The organism is Acetomicrobium flavidum (genome assembly GCF_900129645.1).
Lineage (GTDB): Bacteria > Synergistota > Synergistia > Synergistales > Acetomicrobiaceae > Acetomicrobium > Acetomicrobium flavidum.
In genome coordinates this window covers 1,136,917-1,156,635 of sequence record NZ_FSQZ01000001.1, presented here as the reverse complement: position 1 = coordinate 1,156,635, position 19,719 = coordinate 1,136,917, and the positions used below count along the sequence as shown (strand labels likewise).

General features: G+C 53.9%; 21 protein-coding genes. 4 read left to right on the top strand and 17 right to left on the bottom strand.

Translation table 11 applies throughout. The features are described 5' to 3' along the window. Window positions 1-59: 59 nt before the first annotated feature. The 8 genes from BUQ78_RS05950 to BUQ78_RS05915 all read right to left on the bottom strand — a co-directional run bounded on the left by BUQ78_RS05950 (window position 60) and on the right by BUQ78_RS05915 (window position 6,865). Window positions 60-1,211, bottom strand: a complete 1,152-nt coding sequence (locus BUQ78_RS05950; protein WP_074199581.1) for an ABC transporter substrate-binding protein — start codon at window positions 1,209-1,211, stop codon at window positions 60-62. 99 nt (window positions 1,212-1,310) lie between these two features. Next, a complete protein-coding gene (locus tag BUQ78_RS05945) occupies window positions 1,311-1,697 on the bottom strand; it encodes a secondary thiamine-phosphate synthase enzyme YjbQ (RefSeq protein WP_074200182.1) in 387 nt (128 codons plus the stop codon). A 42-nt stretch (window positions 1,698-1,739) separates the two neighbouring features. Beyond that, complete coding sequence (locus tag BUQ78_RS05940) at window positions 1,740-2,132, bottom strand: type II toxin-antitoxin system PemK/MazF family toxin (protein WP_200779696.1); 393 nt, start codon at window positions 2,130-2,132, stop codon at window positions 1,740-1,742. Then, window positions 2,096-2,329: a hypothetical protein gene (locus tag BUQ78_RS05935; protein WP_014807823.1), complete on the bottom strand. Its 234-nt coding sequence runs from the start codon at window positions 2,327-2,329 to the stop codon at window positions 2,096-2,098. Before BUQ78_RS05935 ends, BUQ78_RS05940 begins: the two co-directional genes overlap by 37 nt. A gap of 104 nt (window positions 2,330-2,433) precedes the next feature. Then, window positions 2,434-3,663 (bottom strand): ABC transporter permease, encoded by a 1,230-nt coding sequence (locus tag BUQ78_RS05930; RefSeq protein ID WP_074199579.1) that lies wholly within the window; start codon window positions 3,661-3,663, stop codon window positions 2,434-2,436. After that, window positions 3,660-4,373 (bottom strand): ABC transporter ATP-binding protein, encoded by a 714-nt coding sequence (locus tag BUQ78_RS05925; protein WP_074199578.1) that lies wholly within the window; start codon window positions 4,371-4,373, stop codon window positions 3,660-3,662. The genes BUQ78_RS05930 and BUQ78_RS05925 overlap by 4 nt, the downstream gene beginning before the upstream one ends. A gap of 33 nt (window positions 4,374-4,406) precedes the next feature. Further along, entirely contained in the window at window positions 4,407-5,576 is a 1,170-nt protein-coding gene (locus tag BUQ78_RS05920) for an efflux RND transporter periplasmic adaptor subunit (RefSeq protein ID WP_084532247.1), read from the bottom strand. After that, window positions 5,573-6,865: a TolC family protein gene (locus BUQ78_RS05915; RefSeq protein WP_074199577.1), complete on the bottom strand. Its 1,293-nt coding sequence runs from the start codon at window positions 6,863-6,865 to the stop codon at window positions 5,573-5,575. Before BUQ78_RS05915 ends, BUQ78_RS05920 begins: the two co-directional genes overlap by 4 nt. Window positions 6,866-7,001: 136 nt before the next feature. On the opposite strand from BUQ78_RS05915, the gene BUQ78_RS05910 reads away from it, so the two are divergent. The 4 genes from BUQ78_RS05910 (at window position 7,002) to BUQ78_RS05895 (ending at window position 11,677) form a co-directional block, all read left to right on the top strand. Beyond that, window positions 7,002-8,225, top strand: a complete 1,224-nt coding sequence (locus BUQ78_RS05910) for an aminotransferase-like domain-containing protein (RefSeq protein ID WP_074199576.1) — start codon at window positions 7,002-7,004, stop codon at window positions 8,223-8,225. A 150-nt stretch (window positions 8,226-8,375) separates the two neighbouring features. Further along, window positions 8,376-9,476 (top strand): fructose-1,6-bisphosphate aldolase/phosphatase, encoded by a 1,101-nt coding sequence (gene fbp / locus BUQ78_RS05905; RefSeq protein WP_074199575.1) that lies wholly within the window; start codon window positions 8,376-8,378, stop codon window positions 9,474-9,476. Window positions 9,477-9,542: 66 nt separating this feature from the next. Then, window positions 9,543-10,400, top strand: coding sequence for a 3-methyl-2-oxobutanoate hydroxymethyltransferase (gene panB / locus BUQ78_RS05900; protein ID WP_074199574.1), 858 nt, complete (start codon window positions 9,543-9,545; stop codon window positions 10,398-10,400). Between the two features lie 14 nt (window positions 10,401-10,414). After that, window positions 10,415-11,677: a hypothetical protein gene (locus tag BUQ78_RS05895; RefSeq protein ID WP_074199573.1), complete on the top strand. Its 1,263-nt coding sequence runs from the start codon at window positions 10,415-10,417 to the stop codon at window positions 11,675-11,677. A gap of 98 nt (window positions 11,678-11,775) precedes the next feature. On the opposite strand, the gene BUQ78_RS05890 is transcribed toward BUQ78_RS05895, so the two are convergent. From BUQ78_RS05890 to BUQ78_RS05850, 9 genes are all read right to left on the bottom strand, one after another. Further along, entirely contained in the window at window positions 11,776-12,345 is a 570-nt protein-coding gene (locus BUQ78_RS05890) for a Fe-S-containing hydro-lyase (RefSeq protein WP_041459828.1), read from the bottom strand. 16 nt (window positions 12,346-12,361) lie between these two features. Further along, window positions 12,362-13,207, bottom strand: coding sequence for a fumarate hydratase (locus tag BUQ78_RS05885; protein ID WP_074199572.1), 846 nt, complete (start codon window positions 13,205-13,207; stop codon window positions 12,362-12,364). Window positions 13,208-13,307: 100 nt separating this feature from the next. Further along, window positions 13,308-14,429, bottom strand: a complete 1,122-nt coding sequence (locus tag BUQ78_RS05880; protein WP_074199571.1) for a sodium ion-translocating decarboxylase subunit beta — start codon at window positions 14,427-14,429, stop codon at window positions 13,308-13,310. A 26-nt stretch (window positions 14,430-14,455) separates the two neighbouring features. Further along, window positions 14,456-14,917 (bottom strand): biotin/lipoyl-containing protein, encoded by a 462-nt coding sequence (locus BUQ78_RS05875; protein WP_014807843.1) that lies wholly within the window; start codon window positions 14,915-14,917, stop codon window positions 14,456-14,458. A 30-nt stretch (window positions 14,918-14,947) separates the two neighbouring features. After that, window positions 14,948-15,364: an OadG family transporter subunit gene (locus BUQ78_RS05870; protein WP_074199570.1), complete on the bottom strand. Its 417-nt coding sequence runs from the start codon at window positions 15,362-15,364 to the stop codon at window positions 14,948-14,950. Between the two features lie 13 nt (window positions 15,365-15,377). After that, the gene (locus BUQ78_RS05865) at window positions 15,378-16,937 is read right to left on the bottom strand and encodes an acyl-CoA carboxylase subunit beta (protein WP_014807845.1); all 1,560 of its coding nucleotides are present in this window, start codon (window positions 16,935-16,937) and stop codon (window positions 15,378-15,380) included. 21 nt (window positions 16,938-16,958) lie between these two features. Next, complete coding sequence (gene mce, locus BUQ78_RS05860; protein ID WP_041460049.1) at window positions 16,959-17,360, bottom strand: methylmalonyl-CoA epimerase; 402 nt, start codon at window positions 17,358-17,360, stop codon at window positions 16,959-16,961. A gap of 48 nt (window positions 17,361-17,408) precedes the next feature. Further along, on the bottom strand, window positions 17,409-17,828 hold the full coding sequence (locus BUQ78_RS05855; RefSeq protein WP_014807847.1) for a coenzyme B12-dependent isobutyryl CoA mutase small subunit: 420 nt from the start codon (window positions 17,826-17,828) through the stop codon (window positions 17,409-17,411). A 19-nt stretch (window positions 17,829-17,847) separates the two neighbouring features. Further along, window positions 17,848-19,530, bottom strand: coding sequence for an acyl-CoA mutase large subunit family protein (locus tag BUQ78_RS05850; RefSeq protein ID WP_074199569.1), 1,683 nt, complete (start codon window positions 19,528-19,530; stop codon window positions 17,848-17,850). Window positions 19,531-19,719 lie beyond the last annotated feature (189 nt).

Sequence of the window (19,719 nt, the reverse complement as noted above, 5' to 3'; positions counted from 1 at the left end):
TAAAAAGAGGGGCGAGGAGCATTCGACCCCGCCCCGGTAAGGCAGTTTCAGCGATCTTATTATTGCGGCCTGATCTTCTTGAAGAACCTGGCCTTGCCGTCCTTGCAAACGAGTATGACGGCGTCCTTGTCCTTGGGGTTGTGGTCCGTAGGGTCGACGGTAAGCACGGCGTGATGGAGCTGAAGGTTAGTGGTGTTTTCAAGGGCGTCCCTGATGGCCTTGCTGTCGGCCTTGCCGGCCCTCTTTATGGCGTCGGCCAGCCAGTACACGGAGTCGTAGGCCAGGACGCCGTTTACGAACTCCTTGCATTCGTCGTTGTACTTTTTCTTGTAGGCCTCAAAGAAGGGCTGCATGGCGGGGTCCTCGGGGGCCACGTGGTTGACCCAATAGGTGCCCTCCATGGCATCGCCGGCTATGTCCCACATGAACTCGGCATATCCGTCGCCGCCGATGATCAACAGGTCCTTCATGCCCAATTCCCTAGCCTGCTTGATTATTAGCGCCATCTCCTTGCCCATGTTGGGAAGCACCAGGACGTCAGCTCCGGAGTTCCTGATCTCCGTCAGCTGTGCCCTGAAATCGACGTCAACGCCGCCGCGGAATCCCTGATCGCTGACGGTCTGGCCGCCATATTCCTTGAAGTACTTCATGAAGAACTCGCGAAGGCCCTGAGAGTATTCATTTCCCACGTCGTAGAGTATGGCTGCCTTTTTCTTGCCCATCTCCTTGGCCGCAAGGTAGGCCAGAACAGTTCCCTGATAGGGGTCGGTGAAGCATATCCTGAAGGAATAGGGACGCACCTTGCCGTTGTTGTCCACCGTCACCAGGGGGTTGGTCGAAACGGTGCCGATCTGAGACACCCCTGCTCGGTTTACCACCGGTGCCGTGGCGATGTTTATGCCGCTTCCGTTGGCCCCTATTATGGCGAGCACCTTATCCTGCTCTATCATCCTGCGCACGGCGTTCACGGCATCCTCCGCCCTGGTCCTGAAGTCGTAGGGCACTATCTCGAGCTTCTTTCCCAACACGCCTCCCTTGGCATTGATCTCCTCTGCCGCCAATTGGGCCGATTTCAGCTCCGTCTGCCCGTAAGCGGCCCAGTCGCCCGTGAGCGCGGCCAGATAACCTATCTTGATGGTATCCTGAGCCATCGCCGCAGAGGCACCGAACATCAATGCAGCCATCACCAAACCCGCTATGATCCTCCTCACACAATCACCCCCGTATTCTTGATCATTTCATGATGAATCGGAATAGGGAATCCTTTTACTATTGTAAGAATTTATAGCCCACCAGGTCAACAAGCAATCTCAAGTTAGGGTCACATAAAAGCTCCTGTTTCTTGGACCGTCGAACTCGCAGAAAAATATGCCCTGCCAGGTGCCAAGCATTAAACGACCATCATGGATGGGTATGACCTGCGAGGCGCCGATGAGGCTGGACTTTATGTGGGCGTCGGAGTTGCCCTCGAGGTGGGAGTAGTCACAATCCTTGGGAACCAATACCTTAAGCTGCTTTAATATGTCCTGCCTGACGTCGGGATCGGCGTGCTCGTTTACCGTAACGGCCGCCGTCGTATGGGGGACGTAAACCACACATAAGCCCTCCTTTATGCCTGAAGACCTCACGTCCTCCTCCACCGTACGCGTAATGTCTATCAGCTCCTCGCGGGCCTTTGTGCGCAAGGTATGGGTCATAAACACCTAAAACACCTCCGTAAAAATGTTTCATACCGCAGCCTATACATCCAGGCCAAAGACGACCTTTAGGGCCTCGTCGATCTTTGACATCGCGTCCTCTTCAAGCTCGCCGCGCACCCTGACAAGGCGCTCGGCGTAATCGACGGGCCTGGTCTGCAGGCAGTCAGCGACGGATTTTTTGGTCAGCCCGTTTCGGGGGGTCGGATCTATTTCAACGTTTGTGATGATCCTGGCCTTCTTTTCGCTCCAGGCCGTTATGGGCACCACCTGAATAACGGGAACGCGCTCGTTGTAAACGTCGTTGGTAACGACCACGCAGGGACGAACTTTCCCCGTCTCGGAGCCCTTCGTGGGATCAAGGTCGATGTCTATCACCATCCCCCGTTTTAACACGCTCATGACGGCCACTCCGCGGTGTTTGCCTTCATCCATTCTCGGGTCTCGGCGTCCTCTTCGTAAACTTGGGCGTAAAGGGCCGCCGATTCGCGCAAACGTCGATTGGCCATATCCTTCACATATAGATCCAGGGCAAAACGAACCATTTCGCTTTTGTCCTTGAATCCGAAGCGCTTGAACTGTTCAAGCAATCTGACGTGCGATTCATCGAGTCCAACCTTGACCTGTTTCATGTGAACCCTCCTTTAGGCCCTATAATTAGGCCCAATAAATAGTGCCATTTGTAATTGTTATTATAGGGTCTAGGAAATCGAGGGTCAAGCCGGCACCACGCATATCATTCGTACCGAAGTGCCTCTATGGGGTTTAAAAGCGAGGCCTTGTAGGCTGGATACAGGCCGAAGACGATGCCGACCATGGCGGAAAAGCCGAATGACAAGGCCACGGAGCCAGGAAGCACCACGGTCTGCCAGCCGAAGGCGTGTGACAGCACGTAGGACAGCAGCGCCCCCAAAAAGACCCCCACCGCTCCGCCGGTCATGGAAAGCATCCCCGATTCCACCAGAAACTGAAGCATTATGTCCCTTGAAGTTGCACCTACGGCCATGCGTATGCCTATCTCCCTGGTGCGCTCGGTGACCGAAACGAGCATTACGTTCATTATGCCGATGCCGCCCACCAACAGCGATACCGACGCTATGGAGCCCAAAAGCAGCGACATAACCTTCATGGACTCTTGGGCTGCCTCCATGGCCTGCTGCATGTTTCTCACGGTGAAGTCGTCGTCCTGTGGATTTGATATCTTATGGCGCTGCCTCAAAAGAAACGTCACCTCTTCCTGCGCCTTGGACATCAGATCCTCGGACCTCACCTTGACCGTTATGGAGGAGACCATGTCTGGCCTTGGCATGCCAAAAAGCCTCTTCTGCGCCGTCGTGACGGGAACCATGACTACGTCGTCCTGATCCCTGCCCCAGCTCGACTCGCCCTTGGACTCGAGCACCCCTATCACCTGAAAGGGTATGTTTTTTATCCTGATCGTCTCGCCGACGGGGTCGGAATAGCCAAAAAGCTCTTCCGCCACGGTCGACCCCAGTATGGCCACCTTGGCAGCGCTTCTCATGTCCTGATTCATGAAGGGGCGCCCCGACTTCAGCTGCCAGTCGTTGACCACAAATACTCCTTCGGTGACGCCTGAAATTTGGGTTGACCAGTTTTGGTTTCCGTAGACTACCTGTGCCGTGCCTGAGTACTGGGCCAGGACCTCTTCCACGGAGGGACATTCCTCCCTTATGGCCATGGCGTCGCTAAGCGTCAGCGAAGGGATGCTGCCGGCGCCCATACGGATGCCGCCCGAGGTAACGGTGCCGGGCCGTATTACGAGCAAGTTGCTTCCCATGCTCGACATGACGTTTTTTATCTGCATCGTGGCTCCCGCACCCAGGGCAAGCATCGCTATCACTGCGCCCACCCCTATTACAATGCCAAGCATCGCGAGGCCCGAGCGCATCTTGTTTGAAACTATGGCCCTAAAGGACACCCTGGACGTTTCGATCAAAGATATCATCGCAGGGCCACCTGCTTTTCTTCCTTTTCCTCCGATTCGTCGCTCGATATGAGGCCGTCAAGGACCCGTATGATCCTCTTGCCGTATTTGGCTATGTTGCTGTCGTGGGTCACCAAGACTACGGTTATGCCCCTGGTTTCGTTTAAGCTTTGAAGCATCTCCATGACCTGGGCGCCGGTCTTCGAGTCCAGGCTTCCCGTGGGCTCGTCGGCCAAAAGAAGCGGGGCGTCGTTTACCAGGGCGCGGGCTATGGCAACCCGCTGCTGCTGACCTCCAGACATCTGATTTGGCCTGTGGTAGGCCCATTCAAGCAGCCCGACCAGCTCCAAGGCCTGATTGGCCTTTGCCTTTCTTTCCTTGGGGGACACGCCCGCATAAAGCATGGGCAGCTCCACGTTTTCCATGGCGTTCATCCTTGGAAGCAGGTTAAAGCCCTGAAACACGAAGCCAATGTTCCTGTTTCTCACATGGGCCAACTCGTCCCTCGTCATGTTGGCTATCTCCTTGCCGTCCAGGGCATACCTTCCCGAAGTGGGGACGTCCAATGCGCCAAGTATGTGCATGATGGTCGACTTTCCTGACCCCGAAGGGCCCATGATTATGACGAACTCGCCCTTATCCACCGTGAAGGAAACGCCCTTTAGGGCCTCGAACTCCACGCCGTCCATCCTGTAAACCTTTCGTACGTCTTCGACTTCTATCAATGGCATCTCAATCTTTCCTCGCTGTCGTCCTTCTTTGACCTAAAAAGGAGGCCTCATACCGTTCGACTTCTTCGCCGAAGCCGATGAGGAGTTTGTCGATTCGCCTATCACGATGAGGTCGGTCTCCTTCAGATCGCCGCCTGTTATCTCCACATAGGAGCCGTCGGTTATGCCGGTATTTACGTTTTTGGGAACGGGACTGCCGCCTTCAAGCACCCATACGACCTTGCCGCGCAGGGTCTCGCCCGTGTAATTTGACGGCCTGTACCTGAATGCCGAGCTTGGGACCGTTAAGGCGTCATCCTTTTTCTCTGTGATTATGGTGACGTTTGCGGTCATCCCGGGCTTGAGCATCAGGTCGGGGTTTGCCACGTCGATTATGACGGGATAGGTCACCACGTTTTCTTCCACGCTTGAGGCTATCCTTACCTGCCTTATGGTGCCCGAAAATAGGGCGTCAGGGTAGGCATCGACCGTAAAGGTGGCATCTTGGCCTTCCCTTACGTTCCCTATGTCGGCTTCATCGACGCTCGTCTCTATCTGCATCTTGGTCAAATCCTGGGCAATGGTAAAGAGCGTAGGCGTCTGATAGCTTGCCGCCACAGTTTGACCAACATCCACCTCGCGGGAGACCACGATACCGTTAACGGGTGAACATATCCTGGTATAGCCCAGGTCTGTCTCGGCCTTCTTTAAGGCGGCCTGCGTCTGGTATACGTTGGCCTCCGCCTCGCTCACTCCCGCAACTGCCAGGTCGTAGTCGGTCTGGGCGGAATCGAGATCGCTTCTTGCTATTAAGTCCCTATCCCAGAGCATCTTCTGGCGGTCTAGGTTTCTTTTCGCGTCATCAAGGGTGGCCTTGGCCTTCTGAAGCGATGCCTTGGCCTGCATGAGGTTGGCCCTGGCCTGCTCGACCTGGGCCTCAAAGGTAGAAGGGTCTATCAGCGCTATGAGCTGCCCCTTTTTGACGACGGAGTTGTAATCCACGTAAATTTCCTTTATGGTGCCCGACACCTGCGTTCCTACGTCCACGGTGGTTACGGCCGAAACCGTTCCGCTTGCGGTGACGTGGGCCTCTATGGCGCGCCTCTCCGCTGACACCGTCTCGTAGGACAGCTTTTCACCCTTGTCGAACATGTTGCGGCCAAAAACAGCAAAGCACACGACCGCCGCTGCCAATGCGATAGATATGGTCCTCTTTTTCTTCAAGGCATCTTCTCTCCCATCGCGCTTTTAAGCGTAATCTCCGCCATCCTGTAGTCGTAAAGGGCCTGTATGTAGCTTTTTTTGGCGTCGCTTAAGGCCACAGTGGCATCGGTAACTTCTATGGGGCTTCCCACTCCTGCCTGATATCTGCCCAGGGCAAGGTCCAAGTTTTCCTGCGCCTGCTTCACGGCCAGCTTTGCGACTTCCACGCTTTCGCCGTACTCCACCAGGGAAAGATAGCCCTGCTCGACCTCGAGGGAGATGTCGTTTTTCATGGACTCGGTGGCCAAGTTGGCCTGCTCCAGGTTTGCCTGAGCTTCCTTGACCTTATACTCTACAAGGTGGCCGTCAAAAAGAGGTATGTCCATGGTTATGCCGAAGTTCCAACCCTCGTCCAGGGGAAATTCCCTGCCCTCGAAGTTGTAGGCCGCATAGGCCGAAAGGGATGGCGACAACCCCTTGGCGGCAAGCTTAAGGGATTGCTGCGCGGATACAGCGCTGTGCTCCTGGGCCTTGAGGTCGGGCCTGTTTGAGAAGGCCTTCTGCAGGGCATCGCCTTTCGTAATCTCGTAGACCTTGAAGTCCATGTCGTCGGCTATGTCGTAAGGGGGAACGTCCATAAGGCCCATGGCGTTGCTCAGGCTCTTCCAGGCAATCTGAAGCGACGACCTGGCCTTTATCAGCTCAAGGCGAGCGTTGCTCAAATCCACCTGCGCCTTCGTGACGTCAAAGCGGGGTGCTGTGCCCGCCTCGTAAAACCCTTGGGCTTGCTTTAAGTGCTCCTCGAACTGCTTTACCGTCTCTTCTGCCACGGCCACGTTTCTTTTGGCGGCAAGCACGCCGTAGTAGGCCTCGCATACCCCGTAGACTACGGTTCTTTGCTTGTCGCCGGCCTCAAACTCGGTCACCGTAACGTTTTCCTTCTCCAAGCCTATTTGCGTTTCCCTCTTTCCGAAGTCGGTTATGACCTGGGATACCGACACGTCGCTTGAGTAGTCGGAGTAAGTGCTTGATCCTGCGGGGGAGCTCCTCGAGTAATTCGTCGAGGCAGAGAGGGTGGGATAGTTCTGCGAAGAGACCTGCCCCACTACGCTTTGTTGTGCTTCGACCTTCTTTTGGGCACCTATGACGTCCGGGTGTGCCTGAAGAGCTATGTCGATGCACTGCTCCAAGCTCAAGGTATCGCCTTCCCGGATGAGCGCGTCCTGCCCCAACATGCCTTGAGGCTTGCCAACGAGCAGGGCAAATGCTGCGACCGCTGCCAGTAGATACTTATTTAAGCCCTTCAACATCGTTGCTCCTTTCTTTCTATCTTTTTCCGTAATTTTATTTTAATATTTATATGACGTAATCCGCAGTTCAACTTACGTCGAAATTGGCCGATAAAGCGTATGCCGGCGGCAATTTTACACGAAGGAGTGAGGCGAATTGGACATCAGGTCATTGCTTGGCAAAAGAGTGACGGAGAGGATCAAACCTTCTGCCATCACGGAGATGATGATACTCGTAAAGAAACACAACGCAATCTCGCTGACGGCGGGAGAGCCCTCAAGCGACGTATATCCGGTGGACCTTCTGAGGGAAAGTATCGAAAAAGCTTTGAGGGACCCCGGAATCCTCAGCTACTATCCCCTTTCCACGGGCATAACGGAGCTTAGGGAGTGGATAGCCGAATGGATGAAGGAAGACGAACTTTTGCCGCAAAGCTACGGCGGGGAAAATGTGATAATGACCAACGGGTCGCAGGACGGGCTTAACCTGGTTTCCGAGGCCTTTGTAGAGCCGGGCGACACCGTGCTGGTCGAAAATCCCACCTATCCGGAGGCCCTTCTTGCCTTCGGCAAGGAGGGCGCAAACTTCGCAAGCGTTCCCGTGGACAAGGACGGCCCTATTGTCGAGGAGATGGAAAAAGTCCTTTCCAAAGGCAGGGTCAAGATGTTTTACACCATAGTCAACTTTCAAAACCCGTCGGGGTGCGTAACTTGCGATGAACGAAAGAGACAAATATTGGAGCTGGCTCGCCGATACGGCTTTTTGATCATAGAAGACGACCCCTACAGATACCTGAGATACGAAGGAAATCACGAAGGAAGCTACATAAAGATGGCCCAAGACGAGGACATGGTCATTTACCTGGGCAGCTTTTCAAAGATAATAGCGCCCGGCATAAGGTGCGGCTTCATGGTCGTGCCATCAAAGATCGCATCTCAAATGGGAGAACTTGTGCTTGCAACGAAGCTGTCCCTTCCGGCATTCCTGCAAAGAGCAGTTTTCGAGCTGCTTTCATCCCTTGACATGAAGGCTCACCTTGCGCATTTGAGGGAAACCTACGTGGCAAGAAGAAACGCCCTGGACGCCTCCCTGGCGGATAACGCAGTACCTCAGGGCATGACCTACGACCTTCCCATGGGAGGGTTTTTCATATGGGCCCGTGTGCCGTGGCTGAAGGACTGCTTCGACTTTGCCAAATATGCGGTGCTTGAAGAACATGTAGGCGTCGTTCCGGGGGCTGCCTTTTTCCCCAACACTACAAGCGCGGACAGCTCGACCCTTCGGCTGTCCTTTGCGAAGACGCCGCCCGAGATCGCGCGCGAGGCCGGACTGCGGCTGGGCAGGGCTTTGGAGAAATACAGGGCAAAATGTGAATATTAAAGCTATTTAGCTTGCCCTATCGGTTTCAGTGAACCTTGCCTTTAAACTGCCTTCAAGATTTGCGCAATTTAGTATAGAATGATTGCGTAAAGCTTTCGCATGACCTTAGCTTTGCGTCTTGATCACAAAATCGAAAAGGGGGAGAGCACATTGAGAGTAACCCTAACAGCGATCAAGGCCGACATAGGAAGCATTGGAGGGCACATTCGCCCCAGTGCTTCGCTGCTCAAGGAAGTGGAAAGGTCTCTTCAGCCTCATCTGGGCAGCGATTTCATCGATTTCCGCCTTTCCTACACGGGAGACGACATCGCCATATTGATGACCCACACTCACGGCACGGACAACCCACTCATCCACCAGATAGCCTGGGACGCCTTCAAGGCTGCCGCCGACGTGGCAAAGAAAGAGGGCCTCTATGGTGCGGGACAGGACCTGCTAAAGGACGCCTTCTCCGGCAACATAAGGGGGCTTGGGCCCGGCATCGCCGAGATGGAGTTCGAGGAAAGAAAAAGCGAGCCTTTCCTGCTTTTTGCCGCCGATAAGACCGATCCCGGTGCATTCAACCTGCCGCTTTACCTTGCCTTTTGCGATCCCATGTACTGCAGCGGGCTGCTTCTTTCGCCGAACATGTTCAAGGGGTTTAAGTTTGAGATCATGGACGTCGCATATACCGAGGGCGACAAAGTAATAGCTCTCTTCGCTCCTGAGGAGCTCTACGACATCGCGGCGCTGCTTCGAGATCCTGAGCGCTACGTGATAAAAGCCGTCTACTCCAGGACGACCGGGGAAATAGCGGCCGTCGCCAGCACTACAAGGCTTCACAACATAGCGGGCAAATACGTGGGAAAAGACGATCCAATACTTCTAGTCAGGGCACAGGGCAGTTTTCCCGCCACGGGAGAGATACTTGAGCCCTACGCTCTCGTTCCCTACGTGGGCGGATTTATGAGGGGAAGCCACCAAGGGCCTCTCATGCCCGTCAAGCGAAACAGCTCCGTGTCCTTCTTCGACGGTCCGCCAATCGTAAGCTGCACCGCCTACTGCGTAAAGGATGGCAAGCTGTCCGAGGAGGCCGACGCCTTTGACCATCCCTTCTGGGATTACGTGAGGGAGATAGCCTCAAAAAAGGCGATAGAGCTGCGCAGGCAAGGATTTTACGGAAACGCCATGCTGCCCTACGGGGAACTTGAATACGGCGGCATAGTCGAAAGGCTCAAGGCCTTGGAAGGCAAGTTCGAGATCAGGCATTAACTGCAATCCGGGCGGGAGAAGGCCTCCCGTCCGGATAATTTTAATTAATAGAGGAGGAGAAGGGTTATGTCAAAGAAATCACGTTTGGACTTTATGAGGATGAAGGAAAAGGGCGAACCTGCCGCATGGATAACTGCTTACGACTTTCCCACGGCATCCTTTGCCGAGCAGGCAGGGATGGACATGATCTTGGTAGGAGACAGCTTGGGGATGGTATTGCTGGGCTACAAGGGAACCGTGCCCGTGACGATGGAGGAATGCATCACCTGCTGCAAGGCAGTGCGAAGGGGCGCACCCAATACATTTTGCATAGGGGATATGCCCTTCATGTCATACCAGATATCCGACGAGGACGCCGTGTATAACGCCGGAAGGTTTTTGAAGGAAGCCGACATGGACGCCGTTAAGCTCGAAGGCGGAAGAAGGGTCATTACGAGGATAAAGGCCATTGCCGACGCAGGGATCTTGGTCATGGGACATATAGGCTTAACCCCTCAAAGCTCAGGTGTCCTTGGGGGATTCAAGGCCCAGGGCAGGGACCCCAAAAGCGCCAGAGACCTAATAATGGACGCCCGAGCCATAGAGGAAGCTGGGGCCTTCGCCCTACTTCTTGAGGCGGTGCCGCCGGAGCTGACCGAATTCATAGCCAAGGACCTTTCCATACCCGTTTACTCCATAGGAGCGGGAGCTCCCTGCGACGGACAGCTTCTCATATGCGGAGATATGTTAGGTTTGTTTCAGGCCTTCACTCCCAAGTTCGTAAAGAAGTACGCAAACGTCGCGGAAGTTGAGACAAACGCCTTCAAGGCCTTCATAGAGGACGTAAAGAAGGGCAAATTCCCGGAGGATCAGCACTGCTACCACATACTGCCCGAGACGGCCGAGGAATATCAGAAGATGCTTGAAGAGTTGAAGAGAAGGTAAGGAGGGTTAAAGCCATGAGTTGCGGAGGAATTTTTTGTGAGGAGGCTTTAAGGAGCTTAAACTGCTACCTCGCTGACCCAAACAGCAAGCTGGTAAGGGACATATCTAACGTCATCAAGAAGTATGGATCCCCTTCTGAGATAAACGAAAGGGCCTGCGAGGCAAGAAAGGTGCCGAATTTGCTCCAGCGCTTGAGCAGGATCAACTCGCCCTACCTAAAGGACCTGGAATGGTTGATGGAACAAAAAGACCGCAGGGCCTTCGTATCTCTAAGCGAGTTTCGGGCAAAGGTGTTGGGCGAAAAGGCCTCATCGATGCAGTTCGACGAGTCAACTGCCGTCACCCTTGAGATCAGCGCCCTTCAATACTTCCCCTGGTTCATAAGCGAGGCAAAAAGGGCCATAGAGAAGCGCGAGCTCATGCCCGGACGCTACATAAGGGTAAGGAACATGAAGGAGCAGGAGCACGATAACGGCGACATCATGGCCGTCGCGGCCGCCACTCAGATCGCCGGCGCAAGCTGGGTCGAGACGTTAGATACCAAGGGAACCGACGGATCGAACATTCACCTGGGAGGACCGCAGACGCTCACGGGATATTTCACGGGCGTCGGACAGCCCAACGATCATCCTGTTCAATGGGTGGACGAATACCTATATTACGCTACCAACTACGGCGTGCGTGAGGTCTTAAACGTCAACCCCGGCTCGGTCCTTGCGGGGATGATGCTCTACCGGCTTGGGGTCGACATCAAGTTTAAGATATCGGTCTTCATGGGCACCGATAACCTTTACTATCTCTTTATAATATTTGCCCTGGCCAAGATGCTTGCCCGCGAGGACGGCTCTACGGCGCTGTCAGGGATAAACGTGTCCAACTCGGTAAATGCCAAGACACTCCTTGCCATGGCGCAGATGCGCAGGGACTTGGGGCTGGAAGATAAGGTCAGGATAGAGCACCACATAACGGAGGCCTACAAGAGCATAGTAATACAGCCTTACTGCCGAAGAGACGACCTGCTTTTGGCAGTAGAACACGGCATACCCAACATCTCGGCAAAACACGAGGGAGGCGACCCGGAAGACGAGGTCAAACTGGACCATCCTTCCGACATACTCGACTACTTCAGGGCCAAGGCCGAGGTTGAGGAGGCCGGAGACCTCGAAAAGTTGGAGCAAAACTACATCTACAAGCACATCGCCCTGAACCGCACGGCCGAAGAGCTCACCAAGAGAGGATTTTCCTTCGTAGCCGCAACGGGATTGCACTCGAGGTAATTCAGCAAGACTTCAGGCGCCGCATTCCTTCAAAGGTGCGGCGCCTTTTAAAGGGAACGGAACCTATGAGATAACACGAGATCAAGACAATCGCAGGCCTAAACATCCTCGCCTCCCGCGGAAAACCACCTTTTGGGCCCAATGGAGTACAAGTCGTTGCCCTCGCAATCGATCACCACTATGAGGGGGAAGTCCTCCACCAGCAACTCGTAAATCGCCTCAGGCCCCAGGTCTTTGTAAGCAACGGCTCTGGAGGCCTTTACCCTTTTGGCAAGAAGGACCGCAGCTCCTCCCGTGGCGCCGAAATACACGGCCTTGTTGGCCTTTATCGCAGCTATCACCTCTTGGCTTCTCTTTCCCTTGCCGATCATGCCCTTCAGGCCCATGCTAAGCAACGTCGGTGTGTACCTGTCCATACGCCCGCTTGTCGTAGGCCCTATTGAACCTATCGGGGTCCCGGGCTTAGCTGGGGCAGGGCCTGCGTAGTAGATGACCTGACCCTTGATGTCGATGGGAAGTCCTTCGCCGCTGCGCAAGGCTTCCGTCATCCTTTTGTGGGCAGCGTCGCGAGCGGTGTAAATATAGCCCGACAAAAACACCCTTTCTCCCATTCGTAAATGCCTTAAGACGTCATCTCTCAGAGGGGTTTGGATCCTTTTTGCTTCCATCGTGTACACACCGTCCTTACAGGCGACCGACTGCGTGTCGCAAGGCGTTGCATGAAACGTTCACGGCCACAGGCAAACCTGCGATATGGGTCGGCATATATTCGACGTGGACGTCAAGGGCCGTTATTTTTCCTCCATATCCTCCGGGCCCCAGGCCCAAGCCGTTAACTTCCCCAAGGAGCCTTTCTTCCAGTCTTGCGTAACGGGGATCTTCGTTTCTGCTCCCAATCGGCCGAAGCAAAGACCTTTTTGCCAAAAGGGGAGCACTTTCGAAATTGCCGCCTATGCCCACTCCTATGATAAGCGGGGGGCAGGCATTTTGTCCCTTTTGGGCTATGACGCTTGTTACGAAGTTGACCACCCCCTCTTCCCCATCAGCGGGAGATAGCATAGCCAATGCAGAGGCGTTTTCGCTTCCCATGCCCTTAGGAACAACCGTAATTTCGACTTCGCTTCCCTGAACCAGCCTGAGGTGTACTATTGCAGGCGTGTTATCACCCGTGTTTTTTCTATCATACAAGGGATCGTTCACGACGGACTTCCTAAGATAACCCTCTACGTATGCCCTGCTCACCCCTTCATCGATCGATTCCTGCAGGCTGCCGTCTACCAAAACTGCCTCCTGTCCCCAATCCACAAATACCACAGCCATGCCGCAGTCCTGGCATAAGGGCATCTTTTCATCTTGCGCCAGTTTGATGTTTTCAAGCAAATCTTGCAAGACGGCCAACCCGTAGGGCGAAGCTTCCAAGGCCTCAGCACCCCGCAGGCTTTCCTCAAGGTCAATGGGGGCATAAAGGTTTGCTTCGATCGAAAGCCTCTTTACTAACTCGGCAACCTCCTTAGAGCTTATCCTTCTCAAAAGTCAACTCTCCCTTTTAAAAACACCCGGAAAGAAACGGCCTTTCCGGGTGTTTTTGATAATTTACTGTGCGATCAGCTTTCTAAATAAGTATTAAATTTTAAGAAAGCAGCGTAATCATGACTCCGGCAGCCACAGCTGTGCCTATTACTCCTGCTACGTTAGGCCCCATGGCATGCATCAACAAGAAGTTGCCCGGGTCTTCTTTCTGGGAAATTCGCTGAACGACCCTGGCTGCCATGGGAACAGCTGAAACCCCTGCAGCTCCTATCATGGGGTTTATCTTCCCGCCGGACAGCACCTTCATTATCTGTCCGAACAACACACCGCCGGCCGTACTGGATGCGAATGCTACCAACCCCAAGAGAATTATCTTTATGGTGGCAGGCGTCAGAAATACTGCCGCTTCCATAGTGGCTCCCACGCTAATCCCCAAAAAGATGGTGGTAGCGTTAAGGATCTCGTTTTGGGCGGCTAAGGACAGCCTGTCGGTGACGCCACATTCCCTGAGCAGGTTGCCGAACATCAACATGCCTATGAGCGGAACCGATGCGGGAAGAATCAGGCCAGCTATGATTGTCGTGATCAAGGGAAACAATATGCGCTCGCGCTTGGATACAGGCCTAAGCTGCTCCATCCTGATGCACCTGTCCTTCTTGGTGGTGAGCAAGCGAATCACGGGCGGCTGTATTATAGGAACCAAGGACATATAGCTGTAAGCGGCAACCGCACAGGCCCCCAGCAAATGTGGAGCCAATTTGGCGGCCACATAGATCGTGGTAGGGCCATCCGCTCCGCCGATGATGCCTATGGGCGCTGCCTCTTTGACCGTAAAGCCCAAAGCCACGGCTCCAAGCAGCGCGATAAAGACGCCCAACTGAGCAGCAGCGCCAAGCAAAAACGTCACGGGATTTGCAATGAGGGGACCAAAATCCGTGAGGGCACCTATACCCATGAATATTATTATCGGAAATATCTCGTGCTCAATGCCAAAAGAAGTGTACCTTAAAAATCCACCTTCGCTGGTAATGCCTGACAGCGGCAAATTTGCCAGCAAACATCCGATCGATATCGGGACCAGCAAGAGCGGTTCAAAGTCCTTGCCTATGGCAAGATAGAGCAAGATCGCCGAAACGCCGATCATTATGACGTTTCCCCACGTTAACCCCACAAAGCCGGATTGGTTGAAGATGCCTAATAACGCCTTTAAATATACTTCCATCTTTTATTGACCCCCCCTTAAAAGGGCTAACCCAGCACTACCATAGGATCGCCGGTATTGACATTGTCACCTTCTTTGACTCTTACCTCCTTGATCACGCCGTCGGAGGGGGCCAATATCTCGTTTTCCATCTTCATGGCCTCCAACACGAGCATATTAAACCCTTTCTTAACCTGCATGCCCGGCTGCACGAAGACCTTTAAGATTTTCCCTGGCATGGGCGCTGAGATCAAGGTGCCTCCTGCGGGAGGTGTAGGAGCAGCAGGTGACGGTTTAGGGGCAGGAGCACTCGGCTGTACGCTCGGAGCCGGGGCCGCAGCCACAGGTACCGGCATTGGAGCAGCTGCGACCGGCTGAGAAGGAACTGCAGCAACGGGTGCGGGAGCCGGTGAAGCTTGAGGATAATTTGGCGCCATCGATGCTCCAAGCTCTTCTACTTCCACTTCATATACCCTGCCATTCACGATTATCCTGTATTTTTTCTGCATCTGTTCTTCCCCCTAAAGTTTAATGCTGATTTATTCTATTCCCTCAAGGCTTTCGAAGAATGAAGCCTTTCGCCATAGCCCTGTCCGCGGCGGAATTACCCTTCTTACGGACTTGATCTCGAAGGGAGCCGAGCTGTATGCTGCTATGGCAGCGCTTATGGCAGCGATCTCTTCTTCCTCTATACCTCCTATCACCTGCGGCTCGGTTGCAGTCGGCCATTCGGTCGACACAGCCTGCATGACAGGAGCGGAAGTCTCACTTGAAGCCCCTTCTCCGCCGGAGTACACAACTTCGCCCTTTTTGCCCGATCCCCTGTCGGAGCTGCCGACAAACTTGATGGCCACTATTAGAAGGGTCAATCCACCCAATACGATAAATACCACGCTGAAAGCTATGATGGAAAGCAACAATCCTCCGTACAATCCGTTTTCAAAAGCCGATGTCATCGGTCTCACCGCCTTAGTTCGGCATTATGCCGTGCTTTCGCTTGGGACGAAGTTCCCTCTTGGTCTCGCTGATCAACAAGGCCCTGTAGATCTCCCTGCGGGTCTCCTCGGGGAATATGACGCGATCCACGAAACCCCTGGAGGCCGCAACGTAGGGATTGGCAAAGGCTTCCTGGTATTCCTCTATTTTTTGGCGCCTCACCGCTTCCTTGTCCTCAGCCTGTTCTATTTCCTTCTTAAAGACTATGTTGGCCGCACCCTCGGCACCCATAACAGCGATCTCGGCTTGGGGCCAGGCCAAAACAACATCGGCGCCCAAGTCCTTGCTGCACATGCCAAGGTAAGAGCCGCCGTAAGCCTTTCTTAAGATCACGGTTATCTTTGGCACCGTCGCCTCTGAGTAGGCATAAAGCATCTTTGCTCCGTGGCGTATAATGCCACCGAGCTCCTGAGTCTTGCCAGGCAAATAGCCGGGAACGTCGACGAAATTGACGACGGGTATGTTATAGGCATCACATATCCTGATGAATCTGCTTGCCTTGTCGGAGGCATCTATATCCAGACACCCCGCCAGGTGACGTGCCTGATTGGCAATTATCCCTATGACCCTTCCGCCTATCCTCGCAAAGCCGGTAACTATGTTTTGTGCCCAGTAGGGCTGGACCTCAAGGAACTCGGCGTTATCGACGACACGTCCTATGACGTCTTTAACGTCGTAGCCCTTGTTCGGATTGGTCGGCACGATCTCCCTCAAGCCCATGTCTATCCTTTCGGGGTCGTCGCCGGTATCGACGAAGGGGGGTTCTTCCATGTTGTTGCTGGGAAGATAGGATAAGAGCTTTCTGACCTGAAGGAAGCAGTCGTCCTCGTTAGGGGCAAAGAAGTGGGCAACCCCTGATTTTTGGTTATGCGTCATGGCACCGCCTATCTCTTCGCTGGTGACGTCTTCGCCCGTCACGGCCTTTATGACGGCAGGCCCCGTGATGTGCATGATGCCAATTTTATCGACCATGAAGATGAAATCCATCAAGGCAGGGCTATAAACGGCACCGCCGGCGCTGGGTCCGGCAATTATGGATATCTGAGGTATTATGCCGCTAGCCTTTACGTTCCTGAAGAAGATGTTTCCGTAACCAGAGAGGGAATCGACTCCCTCCTGGATTCGCGCGCCGCCCGAGTCGTTTATACCGATCACCGGCGCTCCGTTAAGCAGGGCCATATCCAGGACCTTGCAGATCTTCTTGGCGTGCATCTCGCCAAGTGAGCCGCCCATGACCATGAAGTCCTGGCTGAAGACGTAAACGGGGCGGCCCTCAATGGTGCCGTACCCCGTAACGACCCCGTCTCCGGGGATCTTTCGGCCTTCCATCCCAAAAAGCGAGCAGCGATGTTCCACATGCTCGTCGAATTCCACGAATGAGCCGGGGTCGAGCAATTTGTCTATCCTTTCCCTGGCAGTCAGTTTGCCCCGTTTATGCTGCCTTTCGACGGCTTCCTTGCCCTCGGGGTAAAGCACCCTTTCCTTTCTAGCCATGAGTTCCTCGCAAAGCTGGTCTATCGTCTTTTCGGCCATCGCTGTGCCCTCCTTATAGATCTAACGCTGGGATATCTCGAGCAAAATGCCGCCCGTGGCCTTGGGGTGAACGAAGGCGATCCTTGCGCCACCAGCCCCGCAACGAGGCTTCTCGTCTATGAGACGAAGGCCCTTGTCCTTCAGTTCCTTCAAAGCCGTCTCTATGTCCTCCACTCGCAGGGCTAGGTGATGTATGCCTTCGCCTCTGTTTTCTATGAACTTTGAGATGGGGCTGTCGGGCGAAGTGGGCTCCAACAGCTCGATCTCCGTACCGCCGAGGGGCAAAAAGGCCGTGATGACCTTTTGTTCTTCGACCTCCTCCCTGCCGGTACATTTGATGCCCAAAGCATCCTCCCAAAACTTCAAAGCCTCGTCAATGGATTTAACCGCTATCCCTATGTGGTCCACGCCTACTACTTTCATCTCGCGATCCACTCTCCTTCCCGGCACGTCCATCATGAGCTGATGCAACTAAACGCGTTCCCTGGATCTTCTTTCCTGGACTGCACTTTGAAGCCATTCTATTATCTCGGACGTCGGGGTCCCCGGTCCGAAGACAGCCTTTACCCCCATCTCCTTGAGAATGGGCACATCGTCATCGGGGATCACGCCGCCGCCGAAGACTATGATGTCATCGGCTCCCCTTTCCTTAAGAAGTCGTATCACTTCTCTAAAATAATGTTCATGCGCTCCGGACAGTATGCTCAGGCCAATAGCATCTGCGTCCTCCTGTATGGCCGTGGCGACGATCTGCTCGGGGGTCTGTCGCAAACCGGTATAGATGACCTCCATGCCTGCGTCCCTTAGGGCCCTCGCCACCACCTTGGCTCCCCTGTCGTGTCCGTCAAGTCCCGGTTTTGCCACTATTACGCGTATCTTTTTGTCTTCCATCGTCCCTGCCTCCATATATTTAGAGGATTATGCTTTCTTTATATTCTCCGAATTCTTCCCGCAGTACGTTGCATATCTCGCCCAAGGTGGCGTAAGCCTTAACGGCCTCCAATATCTTGGGCATGAGGTTTTGCGATTCGTCCCGGGCAGCCTTCCTGATCTCCTCAAGCACATCGCCAACTTTGACGTTATCCCTGCGCTCCTTGAGCGCCTTGAGCCTTGCGATCTGCTTTTCGGCCACGGAAGGATCTACCCTCAATATCTTGCGGGATTTGCCCTCTTCCTCGATCTGGAATTTGTTGACGCCGACGACGATCTGTTCGCCCTTCTCAATAGCCCGCTGATAGGCATAGGCAGAATCCTGAATCTGCTGCTGCACGTAACCTCTTTCGATGGCGACCAGCATGCCGCCCATCTCGTCGATCTTGCTTATGTATTCCTGGGCCCTTCTTTCTATCTCGTCAGTGAGCCACTCCAGGTAATAGCTTCCCGCAAGGGGGTCTATGGTGTTCGTCACGCCCGATTCGTAGGCGATGATCTGCTGCGTCCTTAGCGCTATGCGAACGCTGTCCTCCGAGGGCAACGCCAGGGCTTCATCGAAGCTGTTGGTGTGAAGCGACTGCGTTCCGCCCAACACGGCCGCCAAGGCCTGGATGGTAACTCGTATTATGTTGTTTTCCGGTTGCTGAGCGGTGAGGGTACTGCCAGCCGTCTGGGTGTGGAAACGCAACTTTTGCGCATCGGGGTGAGTCACGTCAAACCTTTCCTTCATTATCTTGGCCCAAAGCCTCCTGGCGGCCCTGAATTTGGCTATCTCCTCCAGGAAGTCGTTGTGGGAATTGAAGAAAAAGGATAGCCTTCGTCCGAAGACGTTGGGATCCAAGCCCTTCTTGACGGCAGCTTCGACGTAGGCTATTCCGTCAGCAAGCGTAAAGGCGACTTCTTGAACTGCCGTCGAACCTGCTTCCCTTATGTGGTATCCGGAGATGGAAATGGTGTTCCACTTGGGCACGTGTTTGCTGCAAAACTCGAAGATATCGGTGATCAGGCGCATGGAAGGCTTAGGCGGGAATATATAGGTTCCCCTTGCTATGTATTCTTTCAAGATATCGTTTTGGATCGTGCCCGACAGTTTATCGATGGGGACGTTCTGTTTTTCGCCGACGGCGATGTACATGGCAAGCAGTATCGAAGCGGGCGCGTTGATTGTCATGGACGTAGAGACCTTATCCAGGGGTATGCCGTCGAACAGGGTCTCCATGTCCTCGAGGCTGTCTATGGCCACGCCCACCTTGCCCACCTCGCCCTGTGCCATGGGGTGGTCAGAATCGTATCCTATTTGCGTCGGCAGGTCGAAGGCCACGGAAAGGCCCGTCTGGCCCTGCTGCAGAAGATATTTATATCTCTCATTGGACTCCTCGGCGGAAGCATAGCCGGCGTACTGGCGCATGGTCCAAAAGCGACCCCTGTACATCGTGGGCTGAACGCCTCTGGTATAGGGATATTCTCCGGGAAAATTGAGATCCTCAAGGTAATCCATGTCTTTGATGTTTTCCGGCGTATAAAGCCTCTCTACCGGTATCCCGCCACAGGTGGAAAATGTGCCCTTGCGCTCGGGGTATTTTTGAGTGACCTTTTTTACTTCTTCCTCGTATTTAAGACGAGTTTCAGATATCTTTTTCAGTTCCTCTTCCTTGAACATTAAGTCCACCCTCCCAAGAGATTTCGCCATTACACAATTTACGCATTTGTATCTATTATTCCGCACATTTTCGCCCTTTGCAACATTTAGGAAATATTAAGACAATTCTGACTTCTATTTGTAATCGAAAGTTCAGGTGCCGCAAAAACGATGCTATCATATAAACACTGGTAAGTCCACATTTTACCC

Excerpts from the sequence above, each read along its gene's own strand:
- BUQ78_RS05945 (WP_074200182.1), bottom strand. The coding sequence starts at position 1,697 with ATGACCCATACCTTGCGCACAAAGGCCCGCGAGGAGCTGATAGACATT.
- BUQ78_RS05940 (WP_200779696.1), bottom strand. The coding sequence starts at position 2,132 with ATGGATGAAGGCAAACACCGCGGAGTGGCCGTCATGAGCGTGTTAAAA.
- BUQ78_RS05935 (WP_014807823.1), bottom strand. The coding sequence starts at position 2,329 with ATGAAACAGGTCAAGGTTGGACTCGATGAATCGCACGTCAGATTGCTT.
- BUQ78_RS05930 (WP_074199579.1), bottom strand. The coding sequence starts at position 3,663 with ATGATATCTTTGATCGAAACGTCCAGGGTGTCCTTTAGGGCCATAGTT.
- BUQ78_RS05925 (WP_074199578.1), bottom strand. The coding sequence starts at position 4,373 with ATGCCATTGATAGAAGTCGAAGACGTACGAAAGGTTTACAGGATGGAC.
- BUQ78_RS05915 (WP_074199577.1), bottom strand. The coding sequence starts at position 6,865 with ATGTTGAAGGGCTTAAATAAGTATCTACTGGCAGCGGTCGCAGCATTT.
- panB (WP_074199574.1), top strand. The coding sequence starts at position 9,543 with ATGTCAAAGAAATCACGTTTGGACTTTATGAGGATGAAGGAAAAGGGC.
- BUQ78_RS05895 (WP_074199573.1), top strand. The coding sequence starts at position 10,415 with ATGAGTTGCGGAGGAATTTTTTGTGAGGAGGCTTTAAGGAGCTTAAAC.
- BUQ78_RS05890 (WP_041459828.1), bottom strand. The coding sequence starts at position 12,345 with ATGGAAGCAAAAAGGATCCAAACCCCTCTGAGAGATGACGTCTTAAGG.
- BUQ78_RS05880 (WP_074199571.1), bottom strand. The coding sequence starts at position 14,429 with ATGGAAGTATATTTAAAGGCGTTATTAGGCATCTTCAACCAATCCGGC.
- BUQ78_RS05875 (WP_014807843.1), bottom strand. The coding sequence starts at position 14,917 with ATGCAGAAAAAATACAGGATAATCGTGAATGGCAGGGTATATGAAGTG.
- BUQ78_RS05870 (WP_074199570.1), bottom strand. The coding sequence starts at position 15,364 with ATGACATCGGCTTTTGAAAACGGATTGTACGGAGGATTGTTGCTTTCC.
- BUQ78_RS05865 (WP_014807845.1), bottom strand. The coding sequence starts at position 16,937 with ATGGCCGAAAAGACGATAGACCAGCTTTGCGAGGAACTCATGGCTAGA.
- mce (WP_041460049.1), bottom strand. The coding sequence starts at position 17,360 with ATGAAAGTAGTAGGCGTGGACCACATAGGGATAGCGGTTAAATCCATT.
- BUQ78_RS05855 (WP_014807847.1), bottom strand. The coding sequence starts at position 17,828 with ATGGAAGACAAAAAGATACGCGTAATAGTGGCAAAACCGGGACTTGAC.
- BUQ78_RS05850 (WP_074199569.1), bottom strand. The coding sequence starts at position 19,530 with ATGTTCAAGGAAGAGGAACTGAAAAAGATATCTGAAACTCGTCTTAAA.